Annotated in this window: 31 protein-coding genes; 4 read left to right on the top strand and 27 right to left on the bottom strand. The window is 28.7% G+C overall.

All coding sequences use genetic code 11. The features are described 5' to 3' along the window. Window positions 1-8 precede the first annotated feature (8 nt). From AB4Y15_RS05985 to nadE, 21 genes are all read right to left on the bottom strand, one after another. A complete protein-coding gene (locus tag AB4Y15_RS05985) occupies window positions 9-413 on the bottom strand; it encodes a LapA family protein (RefSeq protein ID WP_427339085.1) in 405 nt (134 codons plus the stop codon). 12 nt (window positions 414-425) lie between these two features. Further along, window positions 426-2,105: an ABC1 kinase family protein gene (locus AB4Y15_RS05980; RefSeq protein WP_427339084.1), complete on the bottom strand. Its 1,680-nt coding sequence runs from the start codon at window positions 2,103-2,105 to the stop codon at window positions 426-428. Window positions 2,106-2,220: 115 nt separating this feature from the next. Continuing rightward, a complete protein-coding gene (secF, locus tag AB4Y15_RS05975) occupies window positions 2,221-3,108 on the bottom strand; it encodes a protein translocase subunit SecF (RefSeq protein WP_427339083.1) in 888 nt (295 codons plus the stop codon). Between the two features lie 16 nt (window positions 3,109-3,124). After that, a complete protein-coding gene (secD, locus tag AB4Y15_RS05970) occupies window positions 3,125-4,393 on the bottom strand; it encodes a protein translocase subunit SecD (RefSeq protein WP_427339081.1) in 1,269 nt (422 codons plus the stop codon). A gap of 117 nt (window positions 4,394-4,510) precedes the next feature. Beyond that, window positions 4,511-5,014 carry a gamma carbonic anhydrase family protein gene (locus AB4Y15_RS05965; protein WP_427339080.1) on the bottom strand — a complete coding sequence of 168 codons (504 nt, stop codon included), beginning with the start codon at window positions 5,012-5,014 and terminating at the stop codon, window positions 4,511-4,513. Window positions 5,015-5,036: 22 nt separating this feature from the next. Further along, the gene (gene scfB / locus AB4Y15_RS05960) at window positions 5,037-6,386 is read right to left on the bottom strand and encodes a thioether cross-link-forming SCIFF peptide maturase (RefSeq protein WP_427339079.1); all 1,350 of its coding nucleotides are present in this window, start codon (window positions 6,384-6,386) and stop codon (window positions 5,037-5,039) included. A 120-nt stretch (window positions 6,387-6,506) separates the two neighbouring features. Next, on the bottom strand, window positions 6,507-6,644 hold the full coding sequence (gene scfA, locus AB4Y15_RS05955; RefSeq protein WP_427339078.1) for a six-cysteine ranthipeptide SCIFF: 138 nt from the start codon (window positions 6,642-6,644) through the stop codon (window positions 6,507-6,509). Between the two features lie 65 nt (window positions 6,645-6,709). Continuing rightward, window positions 6,710-7,099, bottom strand: a complete 390-nt coding sequence (locus AB4Y15_RS05950) for a TIGR04086 family membrane protein (RefSeq protein ID WP_427339077.1) — start codon at window positions 7,097-7,099, stop codon at window positions 6,710-6,712. A 100-nt stretch (window positions 7,100-7,199) separates the two neighbouring features. Next, window positions 7,200-7,469, bottom strand: coding sequence for a preprotein translocase subunit YajC (yajC, locus tag AB4Y15_RS05945; RefSeq protein WP_427339076.1), 270 nt, complete (start codon window positions 7,467-7,469; stop codon window positions 7,200-7,202). Window positions 7,470-7,523: 54 nt separating this feature from the next. Further along, window positions 7,524-8,642 (bottom strand): tRNA guanosine(34) transglycosylase Tgt, encoded by a 1,119-nt coding sequence (gene tgt / locus AB4Y15_RS05940; RefSeq protein WP_427339075.1) that lies wholly within the window; start codon window positions 8,640-8,642, stop codon window positions 7,524-7,526. Window positions 8,643-8,658: 16 nt separating this feature from the next. Continuing rightward, window positions 8,659-9,684 (bottom strand): tRNA preQ1(34) S-adenosylmethionine ribosyltransferase-isomerase QueA, encoded by a 1,026-nt coding sequence (queA, locus tag AB4Y15_RS05935; RefSeq protein WP_427339074.1) that lies wholly within the window; start codon window positions 9,682-9,684, stop codon window positions 8,659-8,661. A 13-nt stretch (window positions 9,685-9,697) separates the two neighbouring features. Further along, window positions 9,698-11,320: a SpoIID/LytB domain-containing protein gene (locus AB4Y15_RS05930; protein WP_427339073.1), complete on the bottom strand. Its 1,623-nt coding sequence runs from the start codon at window positions 11,318-11,320 to the stop codon at window positions 9,698-9,700. Between the two features lie 29 nt (window positions 11,321-11,349). Continuing rightward, window positions 11,350-11,565, bottom strand: coding sequence for a DUF2905 domain-containing protein (locus AB4Y15_RS05925; RefSeq protein ID WP_427339071.1), 216 nt, complete (start codon window positions 11,563-11,565; stop codon window positions 11,350-11,352). Window positions 11,566-11,570: 5 nt separating this feature from the next. Continuing rightward, complete coding sequence (gene ruvB, locus AB4Y15_RS05920) at window positions 11,571-12,590, bottom strand: Holliday junction branch migration DNA helicase RuvB (protein WP_427339070.1); 1,020 nt, start codon at window positions 12,588-12,590, stop codon at window positions 11,571-11,573. Between the two features lie 13 nt (window positions 12,591-12,603). Continuing rightward, a complete protein-coding gene (gene ruvA / locus AB4Y15_RS05915; RefSeq protein WP_427339069.1) occupies window positions 12,604-13,188 on the bottom strand; it encodes a Holliday junction branch migration protein RuvA in 585 nt (194 codons plus the stop codon). Window positions 13,189-13,203: 15 nt separating this feature from the next. Beyond that, a complete protein-coding gene (gene ruvC / locus AB4Y15_RS05910; protein ID WP_427339068.1) occupies window positions 13,204-13,698 on the bottom strand; it encodes a crossover junction endodeoxyribonuclease RuvC in 495 nt (164 codons plus the stop codon). 95 nt (window positions 13,699-13,793) lie between these two features. Further along, window positions 13,794-14,402 (bottom strand): BofC C-terminal domain-containing protein, encoded by a 609-nt coding sequence (locus tag AB4Y15_RS05905; RefSeq protein WP_427339067.1) that lies wholly within the window; start codon window positions 14,400-14,402, stop codon window positions 13,794-13,796. Between the two features lie 66 nt (window positions 14,403-14,468). Further along, window positions 14,469-15,203: a hypothetical protein gene (locus AB4Y15_RS05900; protein ID WP_427339066.1), complete on the bottom strand. Its 735-nt coding sequence runs from the start codon at window positions 15,201-15,203 to the stop codon at window positions 14,469-14,471. Window positions 15,204-15,591: 388 nt separating this feature from the next. Beyond that, the gene (locus AB4Y15_RS05895; protein ID WP_427339065.1) at window positions 15,592-15,885 is read right to left on the bottom strand and encodes a hypothetical protein; all 294 of its coding nucleotides are present in this window, start codon (window positions 15,883-15,885) and stop codon (window positions 15,592-15,594) included. A gap of 545 nt (window positions 15,886-16,430) precedes the next feature. Continuing rightward, complete coding sequence (locus tag AB4Y15_RS05890; protein WP_427339064.1) at window positions 16,431-17,171, bottom strand: YebC/PmpR family DNA-binding transcriptional regulator; 741 nt, start codon at window positions 17,169-17,171, stop codon at window positions 16,431-16,433. A gap of 12 nt (window positions 17,172-17,183) precedes the next feature. Next, entirely contained in the window at window positions 17,184-17,909 is a 726-nt protein-coding gene (gene nadE, locus AB4Y15_RS05885; RefSeq protein ID WP_427339063.1) for an NAD(+) synthase, read from the bottom strand. 415 nt (window positions 17,910-18,324) lie between these two features. On the opposite strand from nadE, the gene AB4Y15_RS05880 reads away from it, so the two are divergent. Further along, entirely contained in the window at window positions 18,325-18,780 is a 456-nt protein-coding gene (locus AB4Y15_RS05880; protein WP_427339062.1) for a zinc ribbon domain-containing protein, read from the top strand. Between the two features lie 165 nt (window positions 18,781-18,945). Here the strand turns inward: AB4Y15_RS05880 and cysK are convergent, their stop codons facing one another. Continuing rightward, window positions 18,946-19,860 carry a cysteine synthase A gene (gene cysK / locus AB4Y15_RS05875; RefSeq protein WP_427339061.1) on the bottom strand — a complete coding sequence of 305 codons (915 nt, stop codon included), beginning with the start codon at window positions 19,858-19,860 and terminating at the stop codon, window positions 18,946-18,948. 136 nt (window positions 19,861-19,996) lie between these two features. Here cysK and AB4Y15_RS05870 point away from each other — a divergent pair, with 136 nt between their 5' ends. Together AB4Y15_RS05870 and AB4Y15_RS05865 are read left to right on the top strand one after the other, a co-directional pair. Continuing rightward, complete coding sequence (locus tag AB4Y15_RS05870) at window positions 19,997-20,362, top strand: sulfite exporter TauE/SafE family protein (protein ID WP_427339059.1); 366 nt, start codon at window positions 19,997-19,999, stop codon at window positions 20,360-20,362. Further along, window positions 20,359-20,709 carry a TSUP family transporter gene (locus AB4Y15_RS05865; RefSeq protein WP_427339057.1) on the top strand — a complete coding sequence of 117 codons (351 nt, stop codon included), beginning with the start codon at window positions 20,359-20,361 and terminating at the stop codon, window positions 20,707-20,709. The genes AB4Y15_RS05870 and AB4Y15_RS05865 overlap by 4 nt, the downstream gene beginning before the upstream one ends. A gap of 25 nt (window positions 20,710-20,734) precedes the next feature. On the opposite strand, the gene AB4Y15_RS05860 is transcribed toward AB4Y15_RS05865, so the two are convergent. The 3 genes from AB4Y15_RS05860 to AB4Y15_RS05850 all read right to left on the bottom strand — a co-directional run bounded on the left by AB4Y15_RS05860 (window position 20,735) and on the right by AB4Y15_RS05850 (window position 22,397). Further along, complete coding sequence (locus tag AB4Y15_RS05860) at window positions 20,735-21,127, bottom strand: CoA-binding protein (RefSeq protein ID WP_427339056.1); 393 nt, start codon at window positions 21,125-21,127, stop codon at window positions 20,735-20,737. Between the two features lie 96 nt (window positions 21,128-21,223). Next, window positions 21,224-21,871 carry a YigZ family protein gene (locus AB4Y15_RS05855; protein ID WP_427339055.1) on the bottom strand — a complete coding sequence of 216 codons (648 nt, stop codon included), beginning with the start codon at window positions 21,869-21,871 and terminating at the stop codon, window positions 21,224-21,226. A gap of 91 nt (window positions 21,872-21,962) precedes the next feature. Continuing rightward, window positions 21,963-22,397 (bottom strand): NUDIX hydrolase, encoded by a 435-nt coding sequence (locus AB4Y15_RS05850; RefSeq protein WP_427339054.1) that lies wholly within the window; start codon window positions 22,395-22,397, stop codon window positions 21,963-21,965. Between the two features lie 171 nt (window positions 22,398-22,568). Here AB4Y15_RS05850 and AB4Y15_RS05845 point away from each other — a divergent pair, with 171 nt between their 5' ends. Next, a complete protein-coding gene (locus tag AB4Y15_RS05845; RefSeq protein WP_427339053.1) occupies window positions 22,569-23,024 on the top strand; it encodes a DUF3189 family protein in 456 nt (151 codons plus the stop codon). Here AB4Y15_RS05845 and AB4Y15_RS05840 read toward each other — a convergent pair. Both AB4Y15_RS05840 and hflX read right to left on the bottom strand, forming a co-directional pair. Beyond that, on the bottom strand, window positions 23,013-23,672 hold the full coding sequence (locus AB4Y15_RS05840) for a HEAT repeat domain-containing protein (protein WP_427339051.1): 660 nt from the start codon (window positions 23,670-23,672) through the stop codon (window positions 23,013-23,015). The two genes, AB4Y15_RS05845 and AB4Y15_RS05840, sit on opposite strands and share 12 nt — an antisense overlap. Continuing rightward, window positions 23,669-24,973 (bottom strand): GTPase HflX, encoded by a 1,305-nt coding sequence (hflX, locus tag AB4Y15_RS05835; RefSeq protein ID WP_427339050.1) that lies wholly within the window; start codon window positions 24,971-24,973, stop codon window positions 23,669-23,671. The genes AB4Y15_RS05840 and hflX overlap by 4 nt, the downstream gene beginning before the upstream one ends. Window positions 24,974-25,021 lie beyond the last annotated feature (48 nt).

Here is a 25,021-nt window from a genome sequence, read left to right as displayed (position 1 = left end):
ACAATCTCTTATTTTTCATTGTCAATTATTTCATTTTTATCATTATTTTCTTCTGAATTTATATTTTCTATTTCATTTTCTTTATTATTATTTACTTCAAAATCAGTTCCTAATTTTAAATCTTTTTCTGAAATAATTTCTTCAATTCTACTTTCTAATAAAATCTTTTCCTCTTCTAATTTCTTAATTTTTCTCGCTTGTTCTTTTATTTTCAAAGTTAGTTTTAACTGTCTCACAAATCCTAATATAGTAACTATTACTGCCCCCAATGCTGCTGACACAAATATAACTATAGCTTGAGAAACTTGAACTTTAGCAAAAAAGAAATCAATCATAACACTGTCTGCATTTTTTAAAGCAAATACTGCTACCAGTATTGCAAAAATAAGTGAAAATATAAAACCTATTTCCATTTAAAATACCCCCTATTTATAATTCCTCTTATTTAATAAAATAGATATAATTAATGATACTCCTAAAATCCCAGCTGCTACAAAACCTATTAATCCAAAAGCTGACATTCCTAATATTTCAGGACCTGTATGAGCTTGAATTATTATAGATGAGCCTACAATGATTGATGAGATTATTAAACTCAATGCTAACTTATTTGTCATTATATATATTTCCTTCTCCAACTTACTTAATCCTTCTATCTCCATCTTAATTTTTAATTTATCTTTATCTATTTTATATAATACATCATTAATTCTATTAGTAATTTCAAAAATATTCTCTATATTTACAGTTGCAGTGTCTACAATTTTCTTTGCTATAGATTTGGGATCGAATTTCCTTTTTGTTATTTCTTTTATAATCTCCTTAGAAATCTTTGATAAATTGAAATGAGGATTTAATTTTTTTCCTGTTCCCTCAATCGTTATAATTGATTTAATTAGTAATGTCAATTGTGAAGGCATTTTTAGTTTATATTTATAAGCTATAGTCATAATTTCATTAAAAGCTTCTCCAAAGTTAATTTTATTAATTGGCAGATTAAAATAATAATTTATAATAAAAAATAATTCTTTATTTAAACCAATTTCATCAGTTTCATCAGATATTGCATTCATTTTATATAAACTTTCTACTATCTTATCTATATCTCTATCAATAGCCGCTTTTAATAGAGTAGTTATGAATTCAAATGTTAAATTATCTAAATAGCCTACAACTCCAAAATCTATAAAACTTATTTTGTCTTCTGATAATATTAAAATATTACCTGGATGCGGATCACCATGAAAAAATCCATGTATAAATATCTGTTCTAAAAATACTTTCGCACCTAGTTCTGATAACTTTTCCTTATTAAATCCCATTTTATCTATCTCATCAATATCACTTACTTTAATTCCTTTTATTTCTTCCATCACTAATACTTTTTTTGTCGTATACTCCCAATATATTTTAGGAATTACCACTCTTTTATCGTTTTTAAAATACATCCTAAACCTTTCACAATTTTGAGCTTCATAAGTATAGTCTAACTCCTTTTTTATAAAATAAGAAAACTCTTCTACAATATCTCTTGCACTAATAACCATTTTTTTCTTTAAAATGTCATCAAACATTTTAGCTAGAGTATACAAAATATCTATGTCCTGTTTTATTACTTCATTTATATTGGGTCTCTGTACTTTTATTACAACTTTATTGCCATTCTTTAAAACACCACGATAAACTTGACCAATAGATGCAGCCGCTAAAGGTTCTTCTTGAAACTCCATAAAAATATCTTCTAAATCCTTACCTAATTCATCTTTAATAATATTTTTTGCAGTATCCAAGTCAAAAGGAGTAATTTCATCCTGTAATTTTGACAGTTCATCTACTATATCTTTCGGTAAAATATCATATCTTGTGCTAAGAATTTGCCCAAACTTAATAAAAGTTGGTCCTAATTCTTCTAATGTAAATCTAATCCTCTCGCCTCTGGTATATTTCTGACTATATTTTTTAGTTCTCTTTATAAATATTTTTGAAATAATACTTCTATTATCAATTTTTTCTGCAATCATATCGAATCCATATTTTGTCAGTATCTTTGCTATTTCTCTATATCTTTTTAATTTCTTTCTTCTTTTATAAAAAAATAATTTCAATCCTGCCACTCCTTTTTAGTGGTATATATATCCATTATTATTATCTTAGATTAAGATATGTATTACATAAGCTCTTCTTTTTTAGAAAAAAACTGCCTTACGGCAGTTTAATACTTTATACTCTATTAGGATTATAATTATTTCTATCTGAAACTCTTGTTCTTAACAGATACCATATAGGGCTAGCGATAAATATTGATGAATAAGTACCTGCTATTATACCTACAATTAATGGTAGTGCAAAATCTTTTATAGCTTCTACTCCGAAAATATATAAAACTACTATAACTAATAATGTTGTAAATGAAGTATTAATAGATCTTACTATAGTTTGAGAAATACTCTTATTTACAATATCCTCGTATTTATCTTTCTTCATAATTTTTATATTTTCTCTGATTCTATCAAAAACTACAATTGTATCATTTATTGAATAACCTACTATAGTCAGCATAGCAGCCACAAAAGGATTATTAACAGGTATTTGGAAAATTGCATATACACTAAAAGTAATTAAAACATCATGAACTAGAGCAACAATAGCTGAAACACCAAATTTAAATTCAAATCTAAAAGTAATATATATAAGCATACCAACAGTAGCTATTAATACTGATAATAATGCTTTAGTCCTTATTTCTTTCCCTATAGAAGGCCCAAACTTTTGTGATTGAACAAAAGCTTCATCTTTAAGATTATATTTTTCTTTAAACTTATTGAATATTTCTATTCTATCTTTATTATCTAAATCTAAAGTCGTCTTTATTATAACCTGCTCTTTATTATCTCCAGCATGAAGAATACTTGCATTCTTATCAAATTCATCTGTAATTTCTCTAATCTCACTAACTGGTATTTTTTTACCAAAATCAATCTGTAGTAAAGTTCCTCCAGTAAAATCAATGCCGACATTTAAACCATTTACAGTTGCCATCACTAAACCTATAACAATTATAGTTAAAGAGATAAGGAAAAATTTATTTCTATTTCTTATGATATTCACGTCGAATCCCCCTCTTTTATGCTCCATAGAGTTTTGTATTTTTAGTTATATTCATTTTGATAGTAAGCTTTAGTAAATATTTTGTAATAAATACTGCTGTAATCATTGAAGCAACTAAACCAATTAATAAAGTTACTGCAAACCCTTTAATAGGACCTGTCCCAAACTTGAATAATACAATCCCTGCTATAAAAGTAGTTACATTAGCATCTATAACAGTACGTAAAGCTCGTTTAAACCCTGAATCAACAGCAGCTCTTAAAGTCTTACCTGCTCTGATTTCCTCTTTAATCCTTTCAAAAATTACAACGTTAGCATCTACAGCCATACCTATCGATAAAATTAAACCTGCAATACCTGGTAAAGTTAAAGTAGCATCTAAATAAATCATAGTACCTAAAAGCAATAATATATATATAGTAAGACTTATATCTGCTATTAATCCCGGTATTCTATAATAAATTAACATAAATAAAAATATCAAAATTAGTCCTATTTTCGCAGCATAAATACTCTTGTCTAACGATTCTAATCCTAATGTAGGTCCAATAACTGAAGTCTGTACTTCTTTCATCTCAACAGGTAATGCACCTGCTCTTATTAAAGTTGCTAATTTGCCTGCTTCTTCAACTGTAAAACCACCTGTTATTACTGCTTTACCATCTGTAATAACGCTATTAACTACAGGGCTTGAAATCACTTCATCATCTAAAACTATATATATGATTCTATCCTTAGCGTCTGCATTTTTAGCCAATTCGCGAGTCGCTTCTGCAAACTTTTTAGCCCCTTCGTTATCAAACTCTAATGCAACAACAGGCTCTTCTCTTCCTTTTTCTCTATTTAACTGATAAGTAACCTCTGATTTCTTTATATTTTTACCTGTTACAACAACATTACCTTTAGGATCAACAAATTGTAATTGTGCTGTTTTACCTATAATATCAATAGCATCCTGTGCATTTTTTACGCCTGGCAACTCAATCCTAATTCTTTTTTTACCTTCTAGTACTATATTAGGTTCAGCTACACCTAATCCGTCTACTCTTTGTCTTATAATCGCTTTTGCTTGTTCCATTTTCTTCTCTAATTCTGCACCTTGTGCATCAGTTTGTGCTTCTAATACAACAAATACTCCACCTTCCAGATCTAAACCAAGCTTCATGTTTTCTTTTACAGGCGTAATTTCATACTTACCTAAATTAACCCCAAAAATCGCTGAATAACTAATAAATCCAACTAATGCAATAATCAATAAAAAAATAGCAACACTTTTGAAGTTCATTTGTTATGCCTCCTTCAAATCATCATTATTTTTATTATATAACTCCTGTAAAAATGAGTCAATAATATATAACTTTGTAATATTATCCCTACATTTATATTTTGGCTTTATTTTAAGTTATTCTTTATGTTTCTTTGCATATTTAACATAATCTACAGCTGATTGTTTTAAATGATTAATCTCTTCATCAGTTAATTTTCTTACGACCTTTGCTGGTGAACCTAATACTAAAGTCCCTGACGGAATTTTCTTACCTGGTGTTACAATACTCCCTGCACCAACTAATACATTATCTTCAATTTCAGCACCATCTAGAATTATAGCTCCCATACCTATCAAAACATTATCTCCAATTTTACATGCATGTACTATTGCTTTATGTCCAATTGTAACATAATCTCCTATAACGGTTTCATATTCTTTACTTATGTGTATTACACAACCATCTTGAATGTTTGTATATTTGCCAATTTTAATAGAGTTTTCATCCCCTCTTATTACTGTATTGTACCAAACACTTGTATTCTCTCCTATCTCAACATCTCCAATTATTTCGGCACTATCTGCAATAAAACAGCTATCATGTATTTTGGGCTTTTTACCTTCATATTCTTTTAACATGCTTAAACCTCCTCATATTATCTTAGCAACCATTTGCCACTATCGATATAGCACACTCTATCCTTTTTTTCTCCATTTCGCAACCAATTTTATATGGTTTAGTTATATCTTTATTAAAATTATAGGCATTTGCATGACATCCTCCACTACAGTAAAATCTAGCCCAACATTCTTTACATTCATTTTTTGTTAATACATTAGCTTTTTTAAATTTTTCTCTTAACTCCTCATTTGACACACCAGTGAAAACATCACCCATCTTAAATTCTTCATTTCCAACAAACTGATGACAAGGGTATAAATCTCCTTCAGGAGTAACTGCTAAATATTCCACACCAGCACCACAACCTACTACTCTTTTAATTAAACAAGGTCCCTGACTTAAATCAATCATAAAATGGAAAAACTCAAAACCTTTCCCCGCTTTTTTAAGTTCTATATATTCACTTGACAATTCTTCATATTCTTTCAATATCGTTTCTAAATGTTCCTCTAAAATTGCATAATCATTTTCTGGACTTGCAACTACTGGTTCAACTGAAATACTGTCGAACCCTATTTCATAAAGTTTTAAAACATCTTTAGAAAAATCTAAATTATGACTTGTAAAAGTACCTCTAACGTAATATGTTTTATCCCCTCTTAACTTTACTAGTTTTAAAAATTTAGGAACAATAATATCAAAACTACCGCTACCATTTAATGTTTTTCTCATTCTATCGTTTACTTCTTTTCTGCCATCTAAACTAAGTACTACATTATCCATATTTTCATTAATAAACTTCATATTATCATCATTTAATAAAATTCCATTAGTAGTAATAGTAAATCTAAATTTCTTATTATATTTTTTCTCTAGTTCACGGCCATATTTAACTAACTCTTTTACAACATCAAAATTCATCAACGGTTCTCCACCGAAAAAGTCAACTTCAAGATTTTTTCTGTTACCTGAATTTTTAACTAAAAACTCTAATGCTCTTTTACCAACTTCTAAAGGCATTAATAATCTTTGTCCTTTGAAATCTCCTTGAGAGGCAAAGCAATATTCACATTTTAAATTACAATCATGTGCTACATGCAAACATAAAGCTTTAACAATATTTTGTGGATTGTAATTTATATCTAATTCTTCTTCTTTTGTAAACAGTAACTCATTATCGACTAAAGTTTGTATCTCTTTATAAGCTTCTATAATATCAGTTTGGCTATATTTATCTTTTAAATCATCAATAATTGATTCTAAACTTTTATCTTCGTACAGTTTAATTATATCCCATACGATTTCATCTACTACGTGAACCGATCCACTATTAACATCCAATACTATGTTTTTTCCATTCATCTGAAACATATGCATATTCATATACATTCCTCCTTAAATACTGTCGCAACTTTTATTTTATATTAAAGATTGAATCTAATCAAATAAATTTACATTTTTAAACAGAAAAAAAGCAGTGGATAACCACTACTTTTTATGTAGCACCAATTATTTCTCGCACTTTTGATTTCCAACAGTGCAAGAAGTCTTACATGCTGATTGACATGAAGTTTGGCATTCTCCACATCCACCTTTTGCAACTGTACTTTTTAAACTTCGACCACTTATTGTATTTATGTACTTCATATATATACCTCCTTAATAATTTTTTCCTAATAGATTATAACATATAGATTTTTAAATATAAAGTGTTATTTTAAATTAACTCCAATCATTCCAGCAATCGCTCCCGTAATTATTGCGACTATTCCTTTTATTGTAACATGACTATTAAACTTATAGGAACGTATAAAAATATAACTCACTAGTATTAGCAATATAAAATATAATAAACCAACAATAGCACCATTAAGCCATCCTTTTCTTTTAATTCTTATAGATGTATAAATTGCCCCTACAGCAATACTAACTATCATAATTATGGAATTTAAAATTGGTACAATACTTTCTGATAAACTCGTATAAGTTAATATTACTGCCAGAACAATAATACATATAATTGAAATTGCAACACTTATTAAAACGCCTTTAAAAGTTGTAACCATATAATTATTATTTTCCTCATTAACCTTTATTCTCATTTCCCCACCCCCAATACTTCTTATTTAAACTTATGCAAAATAAACCCAATTAATTACAAGAAAAAAGACCTCCATATAGGAAGCCTTTTATGTACCGAAATTATTTTTCATTATTTACAACATTACCAATTGCCCATCTTGAAACATTGAATCTATTTTTATCAGCACCTACTTCAATAGTTATTATTTCATCTTTAATTTTTACTATTTTCCCGTGAATACCACCAATTGTAATAATTTCATCACCGACCTTCAAATTATTTCTCATCTCTCTGATTTTTTTCTCTTTCTTTTGTTGTGGTCTAATTAAAATAAAGTAAAAAATAACCAAAAATAGAATTGGCGTCAATAATGCTGAATACTGTTGCATACCATCCCCCCCTTCTTTTTTATATATTCTATGTTAACAATTTAATTCCTTCATCTATTTAATATAGCCGTATTTTTTAAAGAATTCTTCTTTATATTGCAGTAATCTATCTTCCTTAATAGCTAATCTAATATTCTCCATCAACTTTAACAAGAAGTACAAATTGTGTATAGTAGTAAGTCTAGCTCCTAAAATCTCATTTACATTAAACAAGTGTCTAATATACGCCCTTGAATAGTTGCGACAAGTATAACAATCGCACTCAGGGTCAAGTTTACCAAAATCTCTTGCATATTTAGCATTTCTGATTACAACTTTCCCATGACTTGTCATTACAGTACCGTTCCTAGCTATTCTAGTAGGTAAAACACAGTCGAACATATCAATACCTCTTATTACCCCTTCAAATAAACAATCAGGACTGCCAACTCCCATTAAATATCTAGGCTTATTTTTAGGTAAGAGTGGAACTGTATAATCAAGTACTTCATACATAAGCTCTTTTGGCTCACCCACGCTTAATCCACCAATCGCATATCCTGGAAAATCTAAATCCACAATTTCTTTTGCACTTTGCTCCCTTAAATCTCTATACACGCCACCTTGAACTATTCCAAACAATGCTTGAGTATCTGGATTTCTATGTGCTTCCTTACATCTTTTAGCCCATCTAGTTGTTCTTTCAAGAGAATGTTTTACATAATCTCTATCACTAGGATATGGTGCACATTCATCAAACGCCATAATTATATCTGAACCTAATGCATTTTGTATTTCAATTGACTTTTCAGGACTTATAAAATGTCTAGAGCCATCTATATGAGACCTGAACTCAACACCTTCCTCAGTAATTTTTCTTAAGTCACCTAAACTAAAGACTTGGAAACCACCACTATCTGTAAGTATTGGTCTATCCCAGTTCATGAATTTATGAAGTCCTCCAGCTTCTTTTATCAATTCATGACCTGGTCTTAAATATAAATGATATGTATTACTTAATATAATTTGAGCTCCTAAATCTTTTAATTCTTCTGGAGTCATTGTCTTTACAGTCGCTCTAGTACCAACAGGCATAAATATAGGTGTTTCAATTATGCCATGAGGTGTATGTAGTTTACCTAATCTTGCTTTACATTCGGTAGATTCTTTAATTAATTCATATTTTACAGCCATTAGTTGCCTCCTTTACTTATTTTATTAACATAGCATCTCCAAAACTAAAAAATCTATATTTTTCTTTAACAGCAATATTATAAGCCCTTAAAACATTTTCTCTGCCTGCTAATGCACTAACTAACATGATTAATGTAGATTCAGGCAAATGAAAATTTGTAATAAGTTTATCAATAACTTTAAATTTATAACCTGGATAAATAAATATATCTGTCCATCCTTTTTTAGGAACAACAAATCCTTCATTATTACTTGATGACTCCAAAGTTCTAGTTGTTGTTGTACCTACAGCTATTATTTTTCCACCTTTTTTCTTAGTTTCATTTATTGTATTTGCTGCTTCTTCACTAACTTCAAAAAACTCAGAATGCATTTTGTGTTCATCTAAATTATCAACCTTAACAGGTCTAAAAGTTCCAAGTCCTACATGAAGAGTTATATATACAATTTCCACTCCTTTTTCTCTAATTTTTTCCAATAGTTCTTCTGTAAAATGAAGTCCAGCAGTCGGAGCAGCTGCTGAGCCCTCTTTTTTTGAATATACTGTTTGATATCTTTCTCTATCTTCTAATTTTTGCTTTATATATGGTGGTAAAGGGATTTCCCCCAATCTATCTAGTACTTCTTCAAAAATTCCATCATATTTGAATTCAACTATTCTAATACCTTCTTCATCGATATCCAGTACATCGGCTTTTAAAATCCCATCACCAAAAACAAATGTAGTTCCTACTCTTGCTCTTTTACCAGGTTTCACTAATACTTGCCATTTATCTTTTTCAATTCTATTTAATAGTAAAAATTCAATCTTCCCACCCGTTTTCTCTTTCTGACCAAAGAGTCTTGCAGGTATTACTCTAGTATCATTTAATACTAAACAATCCCCCTTATTTAAATAGTCAATTATATCCTTAAATTCTTTATGTTCAATAGCTCCAGTTTTTTTATCCAATACCATAAGTCTTGAACTATCCCTTTTTTCTATTGGATATTGTGCTATAAGTTCTTCTGGTAAATCAAAATAAAAATCTTGCCTCCTCATTTCACCACATCCTTTACTCTACTTTTGCTCCAGTATAATAGTATTCTAATATCTGTTTATAATTATATCCTAATTCAGCCATTTTCTTAGCACCCCATTGACTCATACCAACTCCATGTCCCCAACCTCTACCTTCAAAAATATACATATTAGGTATTACAGGCATTATATTGGTTTTATCTCCATTTGTTATTTTAACCTGAGAATACACATTTCTAGTGCTAGTAACTATACCATTTGCTGAAATAATATAAACTTTATTTAGAGTTGTTTTAACAGGTTCAAAATCAGTTCCATTAACAACATACACATCAGCATCTGACTTTACATTAAACCAAGTACTTTTTAATGAACCATATCCAAATACTTTTCTACTCTTTTCTTTTTTTAGTATTTCTACTCCGTCAGCTCCTTCAATTTTCAATTCTAATACTCTACCATAATCAGAACGAGCTAAGGGTTCAATGGAATAAATATCTCCAATATTTATATCATTTGCTTCAAGTTTTTCTTTTATCTCTTTATTGTTTAAAACTAACTGCCAACTATCATTTGGTGAACCTATAGAAAAATCATCTTTTACTCCACGTAAATAAGGAATTTTATATTCCCAAATATTTTCACTATTTTCAGTATGTCCTCCACTAGTAGAATGAAAATATGCATTTACCAACTCACCGTTATATTTTAAAACTTTTCCATAAGTTTCATCAACAGCTTTATTACTTTTTAGACTTTCCCAATCATAGCCCGCATATACTTGACAATGTTGTGTATCACACAAATCATATCCTAAATCCTCATGTTTTTTCATACTAATTAACGCATAATTTCTAGCTGCTACTGCTTGTGCTTTTAGTGCTTCAAGAGGCCAGTTCACAGACATTTCCCTAGGTACTACGCCATATAAATAATGCTCAAGTGGAAGATAATTTATAATTATAAGCTCTTTATCTACTCTATTTAAAGTCAAATAATCTCTATAATTACTTCCATTTACAGCTACTATACTTTCATAGCCTTCAGCTACATTACTTTTAATATAAATCTTTGCATCTGGATTTAACACTAATAAAACATTTCCTTCAGTATCCTCAATTACAATTCTCGTTTCAGTTTTATCTATTATATTAATTTGTTTGCCAAGTTTTTCTGAAAATATCCCTGCCTCTGTCAATGCCTCTTCATAAGTTTTATAAAATCCTAACCAAATTCTAAACTTGCCATTATAATACGGATATGCTTTAACATCAATTTTTTTTAAATTAGTAATTTCAGCTTTTATATCGTCATATTCTTCATATTCTCCTTTTATTTCTAAATGATATGGTCCATAATCTGGCTGCTCATCTTCATTAACTAATTTTAAATCATCATTCTCAATTTTATAAAAATCATCTAATCTAATAAATAAACTCTTTGCATCAGTTTTTAATATTTCATTAAAGCTGCTATCTATAGTACCAATAGCAAAACCATTATTAGTGCTAATAACTGCTTGATCTTTATATACCATCGGATTTTTAAGACCTACTCTTATATATTTGATATCATTTTCATCGCCTAAAACATTTAGAGAAATAAATTGGACTAACATTACTGTTAAAATTATTATCAAAACTCTTCTTACATTCAAAATTTCACCCCTTAAACCGTATCGTATTTTTACTTAAGTCTTGAAAAAATATTTAAAATTATTGATAAAATTATACTTAAAACAATACTTGTAGCTATTGGAAAAACAAAAGTAAAATTACCTTTTTGATATACAATATCACCAGGCAGTTTCCCTAACCCTACTTTTTGCAATATTATTAAAAATCCACCTAAAATAATGAAGATAAGACCTGTTATTACAAGAAATCTACCTAATGACTCCATTTTTTTCACCCCAACTCATCTATTTTAATATTGAAATAATCTAAACATTTTTTGGTTACAACTCTACCTCTAGGTGTTCTATTAATAAATCCAAGTTGGAGTAAATACGGTTCATAAACATCTTCTATAGTATTACTTTCTTCCCCTGTAGAAGCTGCTAATGTATCAAGACCTACAGGACCTCCGTTAAATTTATATATTATTGTATATAATAATTTTTTGTCTACATTATCTAATCCCATTTCATCTACTTCTAATAATTCTAAAGCTTTTTGTGCTACACTTCTTGTGATAATCCCATTTTCTACAACTTGCGCATAATCTCTGACTCTTTTAAGGAGTCTATTTGCAATACGTGGTGTTCCTCTTGAACGCTTCGCTATCTCATTAGCACCATCTTCATCAATTTTTACACCCAAAATATACGCTGACCTTATTATTATTTTTTTTAGATTTTCTACATCATAAAAATCCAATTTACATATAACTCCAAATCTATCTCTTAATGGTGATGTTAACAAACCCGCCCTTGTTGTAGCTCCAATAAGAGTAAATTTAGATAAATCTAATCTTATTGACTTAGCACTAGGGCCTTTTCCTATAACTATATCTAATACGTAGTCCTCCATCGCCGGATAAAGAATTTCTTCAACATTTCTATTTAATCTATGTATCTCATCTATAAAAAGAACATCATTTTCTTCTAAATTAGTTAATATTGCAGCAAGATCGCCCTGTCTTTCTATAGCTGGTCCTGATGTGATTTTTATATTAACTCCCATTTCATTGGCTATGATATTAGCTAATGTTGTCTTTCCGAGACCAGGTGGCCCATAAAGTAGAACATGGTCTAATGATTCATTCCGTTTCTTAGCTGCTTCAATAAATATCTTAAGTTTTTCTTTTACTTTATTTTGTCCTATATAATCATCGATTCTTCTCGGTCTTAATGTATTTTCTATTTCATAATCCTCATATTTTAAATTACTTGTAATTATTCTACTTTCTTCTGTGATACTACTCATCAATTATTCCTCCCTACTTGGTTGACAATTTCTTTAGGGCAATCTTAATTATTTCTTCTGTTTTCAAACCTGATGTATCGGTTTTAGATAAAACATCATTTATTTCTGTTCTACTATATCCTAAAGAAATTAATGCTCCAACAGCTTCATCAATAGATGAATCACTTTTAAAAATATTGGTTTCCGTAAATATCTCATCTTTTATTTTATCTTTTAATTCTAGAACAATTCTTTTACCTGTCTTTAAGCCTATTCCTTGGGCTGTTGAAAGTAATTTTATATCTTCATTTAGTATTGCTTGTTTAATACTATCTGGTGTTAACGATGAAAGTATACCAAGAGCTACTTTAGGACCTATCTTAGATACTAACAATAATAATTTAAACATTTCTAACTCTTCTTTGCTAATAAATCCATATATACTAATACCATCTTCTCTCACATGAAAATGCGTATGAATCTTTATTCCTTTTAAGTTATCTTTTAAATTACAAATTGTATTTTTTGATGTATTGATAAAATAACCAATTCCATGATTATCTATTACTATGTAATCTTCTCCTATTTCACTTACATCTCCAATTATATAATTGAACATCTAATTCCTCCTATATTATCTAATTTTAAATAGGTCTTTGAACCTACCAGAATGTGCATGGCATATCGCAACAGCTAAAGCATCCGCAACATCATCAGGTTTTGGAATTTCTTTTAGATTTAATAACAGTTTTACCATTTCTTGAACTTGCTTTTTTTGTGCTCTACCATAACCTACAACACCTTGCTTAACTTGAAGTGGAGTATACTCATAAATATCTATTCCACAATTAACAGCTGCTAATATTTCAACCCCTCTAGCTTGTCCAATAGTAATAGCAGTCTTTACATTTTTATTAAAAAAAAGTTCTTCTATAGCAAATGCATCAGGCTTGTATTCTAAAAGGATTTTTGTTAACTCATCATAAACGATTTTTAATCTATATGGTAATGAAATATCCGGTTCAGTTGTTATAGCTCCATATTTTATAGCTTTAAGTTTATTCCCCTTTTTTTCAATAATACCATAACCTACTATTGCAATTCCTGGATCTATTCCTACTATAATCATTAAATCATCTCCCTATGCAAACATACAGTAGTACATAAATATTTTACCACAATTAATTAGAACAAAAAAGCTAGGTTTTAACATTATCCTAGCTTTTAGCTTATAAAATTTTCTAAAATATCTCCTATTTCTTCTTCTGAATCCACGACTATACCTCTTTTTAATTTTTCCTGATCTATTTCTTTTAAAGTTGATACAGATTTATTTATCATTTCAATTAATACTTTTTCGCCCATATCATTAAACTTAAATATAGCAATCTTATTATCTTTGACACTTATTATGTAATGATTTGGACAATACCTATCTAAATCCCTCTTAACTATAACTTTTCCACTTGAAAAAGATAATAATTGCCAATTTGGATGATTTGTTTCTAAATACTTCTTATAATCTTCTTCATTAAAATTTATTATTGTTTTTTCTGGTTCTTCTATTTGAGTTAAAGTATCATTGCATTTCTTATAATAATTTATATATTCAATAACAGTATTAGGTCCAATAACATTCTCTTCTTCTTCAATAATTTTAGCATTGCTATCATTTTTATGGTCAATAATATTATTTTCTGCACCTTTAATTGTTAGTTCCTTTTGAGGTTTCTCAATAGCTTTCTTGTCCCCTATGTTATATCCATATATAAAGCTTACTAAAAGCAGTGAAAATGCAAAAGTTACAAATGCAGCTTTTGAAATCTTTTTCATAAATATCCCTCCTAATCTCTTGAGGAATATTTTTTCCAGATTACCAAATTATATACATTCAAATATTTATATATACCTTTTTAAAACCTTATCATTGATAGCATACCAACATGCATCTTTATATATATCTTTTACATTTTTTACAATGACACTCACAACAGAATGATAAATTTTATCCTGTTCTTCTTCCTTTAGTTTATAATCTTCTTCTTTGATACTGTAATTATAAGGATTAAAGTCTATTTTTAACTGCTTATCAACGTACTTATCTAAATCTTTTATCTTCTTTTTTATAATTTTGTTGCAAAATGTATAAACTAAACCTTCTATTTGCCTATCTTTCTTCTCTTTACTATCAATTTCTCTCCTTAAAGCTCTTCTTAACTCAATTATCTCAAGATTACTAAAGTCATAGTGAAATAAATAATTATTGTTATAAAGTCCTTCAATGCCATATAATTCTATAGCTTTTTTTTCTAATCTATCTACCCACTTTTTATTATTATAGCCGTACTTATAACCTTCTAAATAAAAACATAATTCCAATCTATTTATATCTTCATGAATTAATACACTTATATTTCGTGCTATTAATTCTCTGTTTGTCCTACTTTTTAATATATATTTAATACGCCTTTTAATACTTTTTGTGCATGTATATTTAGGATGTATATTGCTTATATTTTCTTCTAAGTCATATAAAGCTAATAAGATATAAATTGAATTAATATCATTATGAAATAAAAATTGATTTTTAAGTCCTTCATATATATCCCATAGTTTTTTGGGTGCAGTCGACATAGATATCCCTCCATCTAGCAATTATTACCATAAAAAAGGAGGTTTAAACAATATAACTCTTTTTTCTTTAGATAAACTAAGTGTTTATTTAAATTATTCTCTTACGATAAAGCTAATTCGTTTTATCTTCTAAATAACAGTAGACTCTATCTATCCTACTTTAGAATTATTAATAAGTCAATAGGTAATATAATTTAATTTTAATTAAATAAAGACAAAAGTTTAACTATTAACATTATCAAAAAAATAAAAATAGCATAAGTTCTTACTTAGTATCGAATAAAATTATCAAACAAAATAAACAACTCTGGAGTAAGAACTATGCTATAAACTTCTATTTATTAAACTTCTATTTACTACCTACTTATAATTGATATTAAATAGGAATCTAATTGTCATCATTTAAAACTTTATCCAAATGCCACCACCAATGTTCTTTAGGTTCTTTATTATTCCAGCCCGGAAATGGTTCTTTTAAATAGAAAACAAATTCTTTTGCTCTTTTTAATAAAATCTTATCATATTTTTCTAACTTTTTCTTTTGAAACTCATTTAATTTTTCATAATTATTCTCAATCTCACTTCTAATCAGAAATGTTTCAACATACTCAAATGGACTTACCTCTAAATCATCTGATACATCCATTCCATATAATTCAATTAATTTATCTAAATCAATCATTTTTATACAACTCCTCAATGGTCGACATATAATTAAATCCTGTTAAATGCTCATCTTCTGCCATTTTTAACTCTTTCCAAGGCTTTGAAAAATCTTTTTCAACTTTCAATTCCTTATAGGTACGCTAGAGACTCTTTTCCCTCTATGATATTTTATTTGCTTTTCTTCTAGTTTCAATTCCTTATAGGTGCTAGAAACCAATCGCTTATATTGATATTACTATATTTAAAAAATTTTGTCAATTATTGATTTTTTGCGTTAATTCCTACTAATATGCTAGGGTTTCACCCTTCTATACATTGGAATTTACACGTTTTGTGCAAAAAACAAAAAGTCGTCGATCCCCAGGGGTTTTTGCACTACTGGGGGTCGACGACTTTTTGAACAAGTGCTAATCATTCAATAAATACATAACAATACACCTTTTTCGTATTATACATAACATGAAAAAGGTGTATTGTTTGTCGTCATTTAAGCCATTTTTTAGACTTTATATTTTTTACTTAATTGCTAAATTCATTGATTTAACTATATTTAAGACTAAACTACTCCAAATCCTCTGGCATCTCCCAATTGTGGTACACATTCTGTACATCATCATTGTCCTCAAGGGCATCTATAAGTTTAGTCATATTTTTGATATCCTCTTCATCAGTTAACTTAGTTGTATTTTGAGGTATAAAAGAAATCTCTGCAGTTGTGAATGTGTATCCTGCTTGTTTTAATGAATCCCTTACACTTGCAAAATCTTCTGGACTTGTAGTTATTTCAAAATATTCTTCTTCAGTTATAAAATCTTCTGCCCCTGCTTCTATTGCCTGCATCATTAGTTCTTCTTCGTCAATTCCATCTTCTTTTTCTATGATTAATATACCTTTTCTATCAAACATAAATGAAACACAACCAGTAGAGCCTAAATTTCCACCAAATTTGCTAAAATAATGTCTTATATCAGATGCAGTACGGTTTCTATTATCTGTTAATACTTCAACTAGTACTGCAATTCCTCCTGGTCCATAACCTTCATATGTTATTTCTTCATAGTTAACGCCATCTAATTCTCCAGCACCTTTTTTAATCGCTCTCTCTATATTGTCATTTGGCATATTCGCAGCTTTAGCTTTTTCTATAGCGTTTTTCAACGCAGTATTATATTCCGGATCTGCTCCTCCCTCTCTAGCAGCTACTATTATAGCTCTAGTTAATTTTGTAAAAATCTTTGCTCTCTTAGCATCTTGTTTTCCTTTTCTATGTTTTATATTAGCCCATTTTGAGTGTCCTGCCATAATTTACCTCCTTTACCCTTCTCTCCTAAACATCAGTGGCATTCTTCTTTTATGCTCACTCAATTTATTCATTTTGATTATCTTTTCTTTCACTTTCGGATCAGCTTTACCTGTTAATATGAAAGAATCCAACTCTTTATAACTAAATCCCATCTCACCTTCATCAGTTTGATTTTCCCACAAACCGGCTGAAGGTGGTTTATTTATAATTATTTCAGGAATACCTAAGAATCTCGCTAACTCTTTTACTTCAGATTTAACAAAATCTGAAATAGGAAGTAAATCTACTCCACTATCACCATATTTAGTGAAATATCCTATGGTCAACTCACTCTTATTACCTGTACCTGCTACTAAATATTTGTTCTTTTGTGCAAAATAGTATAATGTTGTCATTCTTAATCTTGGTTTTATATTAGATACTGCTAATAGATTAGTCCCATCATCTTTTAATTCATCTAACAAACTATCAAACGTTTTTGATAAATCAACTTTAACTGTCTTTAAACCTATTGTTTCTGCTACTAATCTAGCATGTTCTTCATCTTCGCTGTTACTATGACACGGCATTATTACACCTAATGAATTCTCAGGAAAAGCTCTCTTAGCTAATGCAGCTACTACAGCTGAATCAATACCACCACTTAATCCAACAACTAAACCTTTACATCCCGCTTCTTGAACTTTATCTCTTAACCAATTTACTAAATTATCGCATACTCTTTCTATATTTTCCATATTACTACCCTCCATTAAGTGTTACGTAATATCCAAAAGTTTAACATCCAAACATTGAAATTAAATGATTTTATATATGCTACTTAAACCTATCATTTGTAATAACACATTCATGTTAGGTTCTAAATTAAACAGATATAAAACAATGTCAGCAAAATGGGCTAGAAAGTCAAAAGCATAAAAGCAATATTTTTAAAAAAGCTGCTTAATTTTAAACACACCTTAACAACTTAATAGTTAAAATCTAATGTTAAACACTACTTCTTCATAAATATTAATATACCTAAATATACCTATAGTATAGGGTAGCAAATATATTTTTATCTGTCAAATATTATAATTAAACGACTAATTTGAAATTTGTTTTTACTTACTATATAATAATTACCAAATAAAACTAATACGGGGGGATTATGTGTCAAATAAAATTTCTACTAAAAGAAAAGTTACATACTATATAGGAATTTCACTTACAATCATTGGTTTTCTAATGTTCTTCTCTGTATTTTTCATTGGATTTACAGCTATTAATGAACCAAACTTTGGTGGTATTAGTTCTGCATTTGTTAGAGCTCCAATTGGTATGATTCTTGTAATCGCAGGTGCTATTTTACAAAACATTGGGAAAAGAGGTGCTGCTGGTTCAGGAATCATACTTGACCCAGAAAAAGCTAGAGAAGATTTAAAACCCTTTAATACTGCAAAAGGGAAAATGATTAATGATGTTGTTGAAAATATAGATATTTTAAAAAATTTTAATGGGAAATCTTCTTCGGTTACAAAAGAGGTTGTCAAGATTAGATGTAGAAATTGCGGTAAATTAAATGATGAAAATGCAAAGTTCTGTAATGAATGTGGAAAGGAATTATAGCTTTGCAACAATCACAAACACCTAGTACATAGTTTTAGAGGTTATCAACATCAAAAATTTAATTATCTTATTTTGATGTTGATAACCCTTTGTTATGAAAAATAATGCCACTATACTTAAATATTTGAGTGTAAAATACCACTTTTAATGGAGATAGTAAATAGTTTACTCAAATATTCCTGTACTTAAATATCTTTCTCCATTATCAGGAGCAATTACAACTACTTTTTTACCTTTTCCTAATTTCTTTGCTTTATTCAAAGCTACATATATAGCTGCACCTGATGATATACCTAGTAACATTCCTTCATTTCTAGCTATTTTTCTTATTGTATTAATTGCATCTTCATCTCTTACTTTTTCTATACTATCTATCAAATCTTTATCTAATATTTTTGGTATGAAACCAGCTCCTATACCTTGTATTCCGTGTGGCCCAGGCTGTCCTCCAGACAAAACAGGTGACTTTTCAGGCTCAACAGCTACAATTTCTACGTTTTTCATCTCTTGCTTTAGTACTTGAGCAACACCAGTTATAGTACCTCCTGTACCAACTCCAGCTACAAATACATCAAATTCTCCATTCATTTGTTCTATAATTTCTCTTGCAGTTGTTCTTCTATGAATTTCTGGATTGCTTGGATTTTCAAATTGCTGCGGCATGAAGTAATTTTCATTTTTCTCTACAAGTTCCTTTGCTTTTTCTATTGCTCCCTTCATACCCTTTGCACCAGGAGTCAATACTAATTCAGCACCATAAGCTTTTAATAAGTTTCTTCTCTCTAAACTCATTGTATCTGGCATTACTAGAACTACTTTATAGCCTTTAGCTGCACCAATCATAGCTAATCCTATACCTGTATTTCCACTAGTAGGCTCTACTATAACTGAATTTTTGTTTAATTTACCTTCTTTTTCTGCTTGTTCAATCATACTTAAAGCTATTCTGTCTTTAACACTACTTCCAGGGTTAAAATACTCTAGCTTTACATATACATCTGCACTATTTTTATCAACTGTTCTGTTTAATTTTACTATAGGAGTATTTCCTATCGTTTCTATTATACTATTATAAATCATAATAAACCTCCTTTTATTCCCTAGTATTCTTATAGGTTTATATGTATATAATATTTTTTATATTAATTTTTGTCAAGTGAATAATTAAAGCTACTTAAGGAAAATTTACAAATAAAATATCTTTTATGGTGATAGTATGATACTAAATAAAAAAATATATAAGTCTTTAATAGTAGGTTTTATAACAGGAATAATTAATGGTCTATTTGGGGCAGGTGGAGGTACTATTATAGTACCCTCTCTTGTATTTTTATTAGGTATAGAAGAACATAAAGCTCACGCTACAGCAATTTTTATAATCTTACCTATTACCTTTATTAGCACTTTTATTTATTTAAAACAGGGAATGTTGGTTTACAAAGTAGCAATACCTGTGATTATCGGAGCAATTTTAGGAAGTATAATAGGATCAAAATTATTAAATAAAATTCCTACGAATATACTAAGGAAAATCTTTGGCATTTTTATGATTATCGCAGCAATTAGGATGGTGATTAAATGATTCTGTTTATTATAGGTTTTTTTTCTGGAATAATAAGTGGTTTAGGTATTGGTGGTGGTACTATACTAATTCCTGGTCTTATCTTATTTACAGCCTTAACTCAACATGAAGCTCAAGGTATTAATCTTTTAGTATTTATACCAACTGCAATAACTGCATTATTTATTCATTTCTATAATAAAAATATACTTTTAAAAATAGCTTTTCCAATAATTATAACTGGGCTAATTGGTGCATTTGTAGGTTCTATGATTGCAGTTAACATCAATCCAGAAATGCTTAGAAAAATTTTTGCAGTTTTTTTATTTTTTATGGGAATTTATGAATTTTGCTATAAAAAAAAATAAAAGGCTCCATATTGGAACCTTTTTCCTAATCTAATGCTACTAAAACACAATCATGAAAAACTATTTTTTTACCTAAACTCTCAGCTTTATCAATGACTTCTTCGTCTGCTGTTCCTGGTTGAAACCATAAATATTCTATTCCAAGTTCATGTGCATCATCTATACCTTTTAACGTTACTTTAGGTGGAACTACAAAATCAACTACATCAGGTATTTTAGGTAAATCTTTCAATGTAGGATAACAAGTTTCACCGTCAATATTGTCATATTTAGGGTTTACCGGATAAACCTCATATCCATTGTCTTTCAACTTTTTCCATATTTTATAGCCAAATTTTTCTTTATTATTTGTAGCACCTACTACCGCCCATACTTTCTTTTCTAACATTTCTTTTTTATTCATTTCAATTTTATCCATATTATATTCCCTCCTATCTAAATAATAGATACCCTACCTATGTATATTATAGCTCTAATTCTTAAAAAATTGAATATTTTTGTTAAACAAACATTTTTACCTAAGTATTTTACCATTCTTTACTGAATAATATTCTTCATCTAGTTCTTCAATTTGTGCTCTACCATTAGTTATATCGATTAATATATTTTTTAATTCCTCTATCTTATCTATTTCACATAAAATAAATAAATTTACTGCTGTATCATAAGTAACATTATCTATAATATAACCATCTTTAAGTAAATCATTTTCAACTTTTCCATATAAAGTATAATCTATTCTTGTCATTATTCTTTTAAATAATACCTTCTCAACAATAGTCCCAGCTTCAATACCAATCTTTGCTCCTTTAGTATAAGCTCTAACTAATCCTCCGGCTCCAAGCTTAATTCCACCAAAATACCTAGTTACTACCACAACGACATTCCTCAAATCTTCCTTTTTTATAACTTCAAGAACTGGTATTCCTGCAGTTCCAGTAGGCTCTCCATCATCACTATATCTTTGTATGTTGTTATTTTCACCGAAAACATAAGCATACACGTTATGTGTTGCATCTCTGTGTTTAGTCCTTATCTCATTAATAAATTCAAGTGCTTCTTGTTCACTATTTATAGGTTTAGCATATCCAATAAATCTTGATTTGTTAATAATAATCTCATCTTCACCATATTTATGTAATGTTTTATATCTATTTTTCATTATGCCTCTCCCCTTTGTGCTCAAACTTTAGCTCTTTTAGCTATTTTAATTATAATCATTTGAATAAAAAAAATAAAGGGCAATAACTGCCCTATACATAAGCTACTTGTTTATCTCTTAATTTTTGATATTTTTTAAACGATAAACTAACTAAAGCCTTATCCTGACTATATGTAATCAACTTAAGTGCATCTTCAATATCAAAAAATCCGCCATCTTTAAAACCTTCATCTTTATTTACAACAAAATCTTCATTTTTAGCCTCCATAATATACCATATTATCTCATTGCAAACAGGTCTTCCTCTCGTTATAGAAAAAAATTCGTAACTAGTCTCCCCAGCAGTTGATATAATAGAAACTTCAAGCCCTGTTTCTTCCTTCACTCTGCTTACAGCAGTTTCATGCGCTAGGAAACCGTCACGAATTTTCCCTTTAGGTAATACCCATTCACCCTTTTCATTTTTCAAAATAAAAACTCTGTCGCCATAAAATACTACACCACCAGCACAGTTTCTAAACAGCATTGGTATTCCCTCCCACTTTTTAATTTTATTATAGTTTAAAAAATTTTAAATTTCAATATAATTCTGAAATTTTCTTTTACAATTAGTTTATGTTTAAAACTTAAATTATATAATTATTTTTATAAAATTTGGGGAAATTATATTTGTATTAATTTTTCACGAGGTGATTAAATGTATATAATTTACCATTGTGTAGGTGGAACTCATTCATCTGCAATAGCATCTGCAATTCATCTTGGTATACTTCCAAATAATAAAAAACCTAGTTTAAAAGATATATTATCTTTATCATATTTTGATACATTAAATAAAAAAGACCAAGGTAAAATAATCTTCCGAGGCATAGATGAAAATGGACATAAAGTATTTACTTTAAGCAGACAATTTGTACCACATCTTGTAATACCGGCAATAAAAGATGCATGGGAGCTTGCTGGAGGAAATAAAGACGAACTATTATTAGTCAATACAATGGATGGTGTAAATTTCCTAATGAAAATAGGAGGCTTCAGCTCAAGACGACTTAATCTTGTTACATTTGGACGTCCTATAGTTGCTTACGGTACAATATTAACATATAATAAGTTAGTTAAAATAGTTGAGAATACCAAAAAATTAATTAGCTAATTTTGCTTCAATACTGACTAAAGAATTATAAGCTGCTTTTTTTACATAACCTTTTTCTTTTTCATCAGCAATTATTTTTCTAAGTTTGTTAATTGTATCTAAATCACCTACATATTTTAAAGCCTTTGCTGCATACTGTCTAACCTGAGGATTGGCATCTTCTAATGCCTCTTCTAACCAATCCTTTGTTTTCTCATCTTTAATTTTGCCAAGTGCCGAACAACATAATCTCCTTAAATTTACATACTTACTTCTAAGCTCCATTCTAATAAAAGGTAGTAATCTCTTATCTTTAATCTCTCCTATTAACCATATTAAAATCATTCTATCCTCAGGATTTTTGAACTTTATATATCTTTTGTATATTTCCATTACTAAAGTTTCTCTTTCAGATTCATTTACTTTACTTAAATATTCAAGCCTATCCTTTTTATTTAAACTGATTATTTTAATTAGTAAATCTTCTTCTGATGTTTTTTTACTTAAACTAATCTTACATTCTAAAATATGTCTTTCAACTTGTTCTTTAGGCATTCTTCTAATAATTGAAATTTCATCAATATTCCTACCTTCTAAATATAGTAAATAAGTTATATGGTAATCCTTCAACTTCTTTATATTACTCCAAGATAGTTCAGTTTTTTTCATATAGTATCATCCTTATTTTCAATTACATATTTAGAATACTTATTGTAATTTACTTCATCTAATACAGTTTTTATTAAAACACCATCTTCCTGATAAATATATTCTTCTACTTTAGACATATCAAAAAATTTCGACATTATATCTAAATCACTATAAGGGATTAGAAGATTTACTTTATAATATTTCCTACTAAAATAATCTTGTATCATGTTCAATAATTTATCAATATTCTTGCCTTCTTTTGCAGATATAAACAATTTTGGCCCATTAATATTACATACCACATCTTCTTCCATAATTTTATCTACCTTATTGAAAACAGTTATAATAGGTTTATCAGAAACTTTTAAATCTTTAATAATATCTAAAGTTGTTTTAATTTGTATATCTAAATCTTTATTAGTGCAATCAACTACATGAAGTAATAAATCAGCATATTTTATTTCCTCTAGAGTACCTTTAAATGCTTCAATTAAATGAGTTGGCAACTTACTTACAAAACCAACTGTATCTGTTATCAAAAAATCATGTCCATTAGGCAATTTTGCTCTCCTTAGTGTTGTCTCTAATGTAGCAAAAAGCATATCATATGCAAATACTTCTTTATTCTCAAAATCTTCACCACAAATATTTAAAATAGTATTCAATAATGTAGATTTTCCTGCATTTGTATACCCGATTAAAGCAACGATTGGCAATGAAGCTTTGTCTCTACGTTTTCTCTTAACTTCTCTAACTTTTTTTACTTCTTGTAATTGTCTCTCAATTTCTGAAATTCTCCTCAATATGTGTCTTCTATCAATTTCTAATTTTTTCTCTCCTGGACCCCTAGTTCCAATACCCGCACCTGTTCTTGACAGAGATTTACCTAAACCTACTAATCTAGGTAATCTATACTTTAATTGTGCTAATTCAACTTGTAATTTTCCTTCTTTAGTTGCAGCTCTATTTGCAAAAATATCTAATATTAATGTAGTTCTATCAATAATTTTTCTTTCTACTATATTTTCGATATTTCTAATTTGCATACCAGACAATTCATCATTAAAAACAACAGTATCTATATCTAACTCATCACAATATAATCTAATTTCTTCAACTTTACCTTTACCTATAAAATAAGAAGAATCTATTTTGTTTCTCTTTTGAACAATACTTGAAATTGGTATTCCTCCAGCAGCTTTTACTAATTCCTCTAACTCTTTCATTGAGCTTTCTATACTAATCTGTGATTTTTTTTGTAAGTCTACCCCTACTAACAGAACTCTTTCATCTTCTGGTATATTACTGTAAATTGCCATATATTCACCTCTGCATTTATATTTTCTGCTATTAATATAATATACCAA

The sequence above is a fragment of the Caloranaerobacter longqiensis genome, from assembly GCF_050286925.1.
GTDB lineage: Bacteria > Bacillota > Clostridia > Tissierellales > Thermohalobacteraceae > Caloranaerobacter.
This window is presented reverse-complemented; position numbering and strand designations above follow the sequence as displayed.

Coding starts and splice junctions, on each gene's coding strand:
- ruvB (WP_427339070.1), bottom strand. CDS start 12,590: ATGAGTAGTATCACAGAAGAAAGTAGAATAATTACAAGTAATTTAAAA.
- AB4Y15_RS05845 (WP_427339053.1), top strand. CDS start 22,569: ATGTATATAATTTACCATTGTGTAGGTGGAACTCATTCATCTGCAATA.
- hflX (WP_427339050.1), bottom strand. CDS start 24,973: ATGGCAATTTACAGTAATATACCAGAAGATGAAAGAGTTCTGTTAGTA.
- AB4Y15_RS05865 (WP_427339057.1), top strand. CDS start 20,359: ATGATTCTGTTTATTATAGGTTTTTTTTCTGGAATAATAAGTGGTTTA.
- cysK (WP_427339061.1), bottom strand. CDS start 19,860: ATGATTTATAATAGTATAATAGAAACGATAGGAAATACTCCTATAGTA.
- queA (WP_427339074.1), bottom strand. CDS start 9,684: ATGAGGAGGCAAGATTTTTATTTTGATTTACCAGAAGAACTTATAGCA.
- ruvA (WP_427339069.1), bottom strand. CDS start 13,188: ATGTTCAATTATATAATTGGAGATGTAAGTGAAATAGGAGAAGATTAC.
- secD (WP_427339081.1), bottom strand. CDS start 4,393: ATGAACTTCAAAAGTGTTGCTATTTTTTTATTGATTATTGCATTAGTT.
- AB4Y15_RS05965 (WP_427339080.1), bottom strand. CDS start 5,014: ATGTTAAAAGAATATGAAGGTAAAAAGCCCAAAATACATGATAGCTGT.
- AB4Y15_RS05860 (WP_427339056.1), bottom strand. CDS start 21,127: ATGGATAAAATTGAAATGAATAAAAAAGAAATGTTAGAAAAGAAAGTA.
- AB4Y15_RS05850 (WP_427339054.1), bottom strand. CDS start 22,397: ATGCTGTTTAGAAACTGTGCTGGTGGTGTAGTATTTTATGGCGACAGA.
- nadE (WP_427339063.1), bottom strand. CDS start 17,909: ATGGAAAATATAGAAAGAGTATGCGATAATTTAGTAAATTGGTTAAGA.
- AB4Y15_RS05895 (WP_427339065.1), bottom strand. CDS start 15,885: ATGATTGATTTAGATAAATTAATTGAATTATATGGAATGGATGTATCA.
- AB4Y15_RS05905 (WP_427339067.1), bottom strand. CDS start 14,402: ATGAAAAAGATTTCAAAAGCTGCATTTGTAACTTTTGCATTTTCACTG.
- yajC (WP_427339076.1), bottom strand. CDS start 7,469: ATGCAACAGTATTCAGCATTATTGACGCCAATTCTATTTTTGGTTATT.
- AB4Y15_RS05840 (WP_427339051.1), bottom strand. CDS start 23,672: ATGAAAAAAACTGAACTATCTTGGAGTAATATAAAGAAGTTGAAGGAT.
- scfA (WP_427339078.1), bottom strand. CDS start 6,644: ATGAAGTACATAAATACAATAAGTGGTCGAAGTTTAAAAAGTACAGTT.
- AB4Y15_RS05855 (WP_427339055.1), bottom strand. CDS start 21,871: ATGAAAAATAGATATAAAACATTACATAAATATGGTGAAGATGAGATT.
- AB4Y15_RS05890 (WP_427339064.1), bottom strand. CDS start 17,171: ATGGCAGGACACTCAAAATGGGCTAATATAAAACATAGAAAAGGAAAA.
- AB4Y15_RS05870 (WP_427339059.1), top strand. CDS start 19,997: ATGATACTAAATAAAAAAATATATAAGTCTTTAATAGTAGGTTTTATA.
- AB4Y15_RS05925 (WP_427339071.1), bottom strand. CDS start 11,565: ATGGAGTCATTAGGTAGATTTCTTGTAATAACAGGTCTTATCTTCATT.
- ruvC (WP_427339068.1), bottom strand. CDS start 13,698: ATGATTATAGTAGGAATAGATCCAGGAATTGCAATAGTAGGTTATGGT.
- scfB (WP_427339079.1), bottom strand. CDS start 6,386: ATGTATATGAATATGCATATGTTTCAGATGAATGGAAAAAACATAGTA.
- AB4Y15_RS05950 (WP_427339077.1), bottom strand. CDS start 7,099: ATGAGAATAAAGGTTAATGAGGAAAATAATAATTATATGGTTACAACT.
- tgt (WP_427339075.1), bottom strand. CDS start 8,642: ATGGCTGTAAAATATGAATTAATTAAAGAATCTACCGAATGTAAAGCA.
- AB4Y15_RS05985 (WP_427339085.1), bottom strand. CDS start 413: ATGGAAATAGGTTTTATATTTTCACTTATTTTTGCAATACTGGTAGCA.
- AB4Y15_RS05900 (WP_427339066.1), bottom strand. CDS start 15,203: ATGTCGACTGCACCCAAAAAACTATGGGATATATATGAAGGACTTAAA.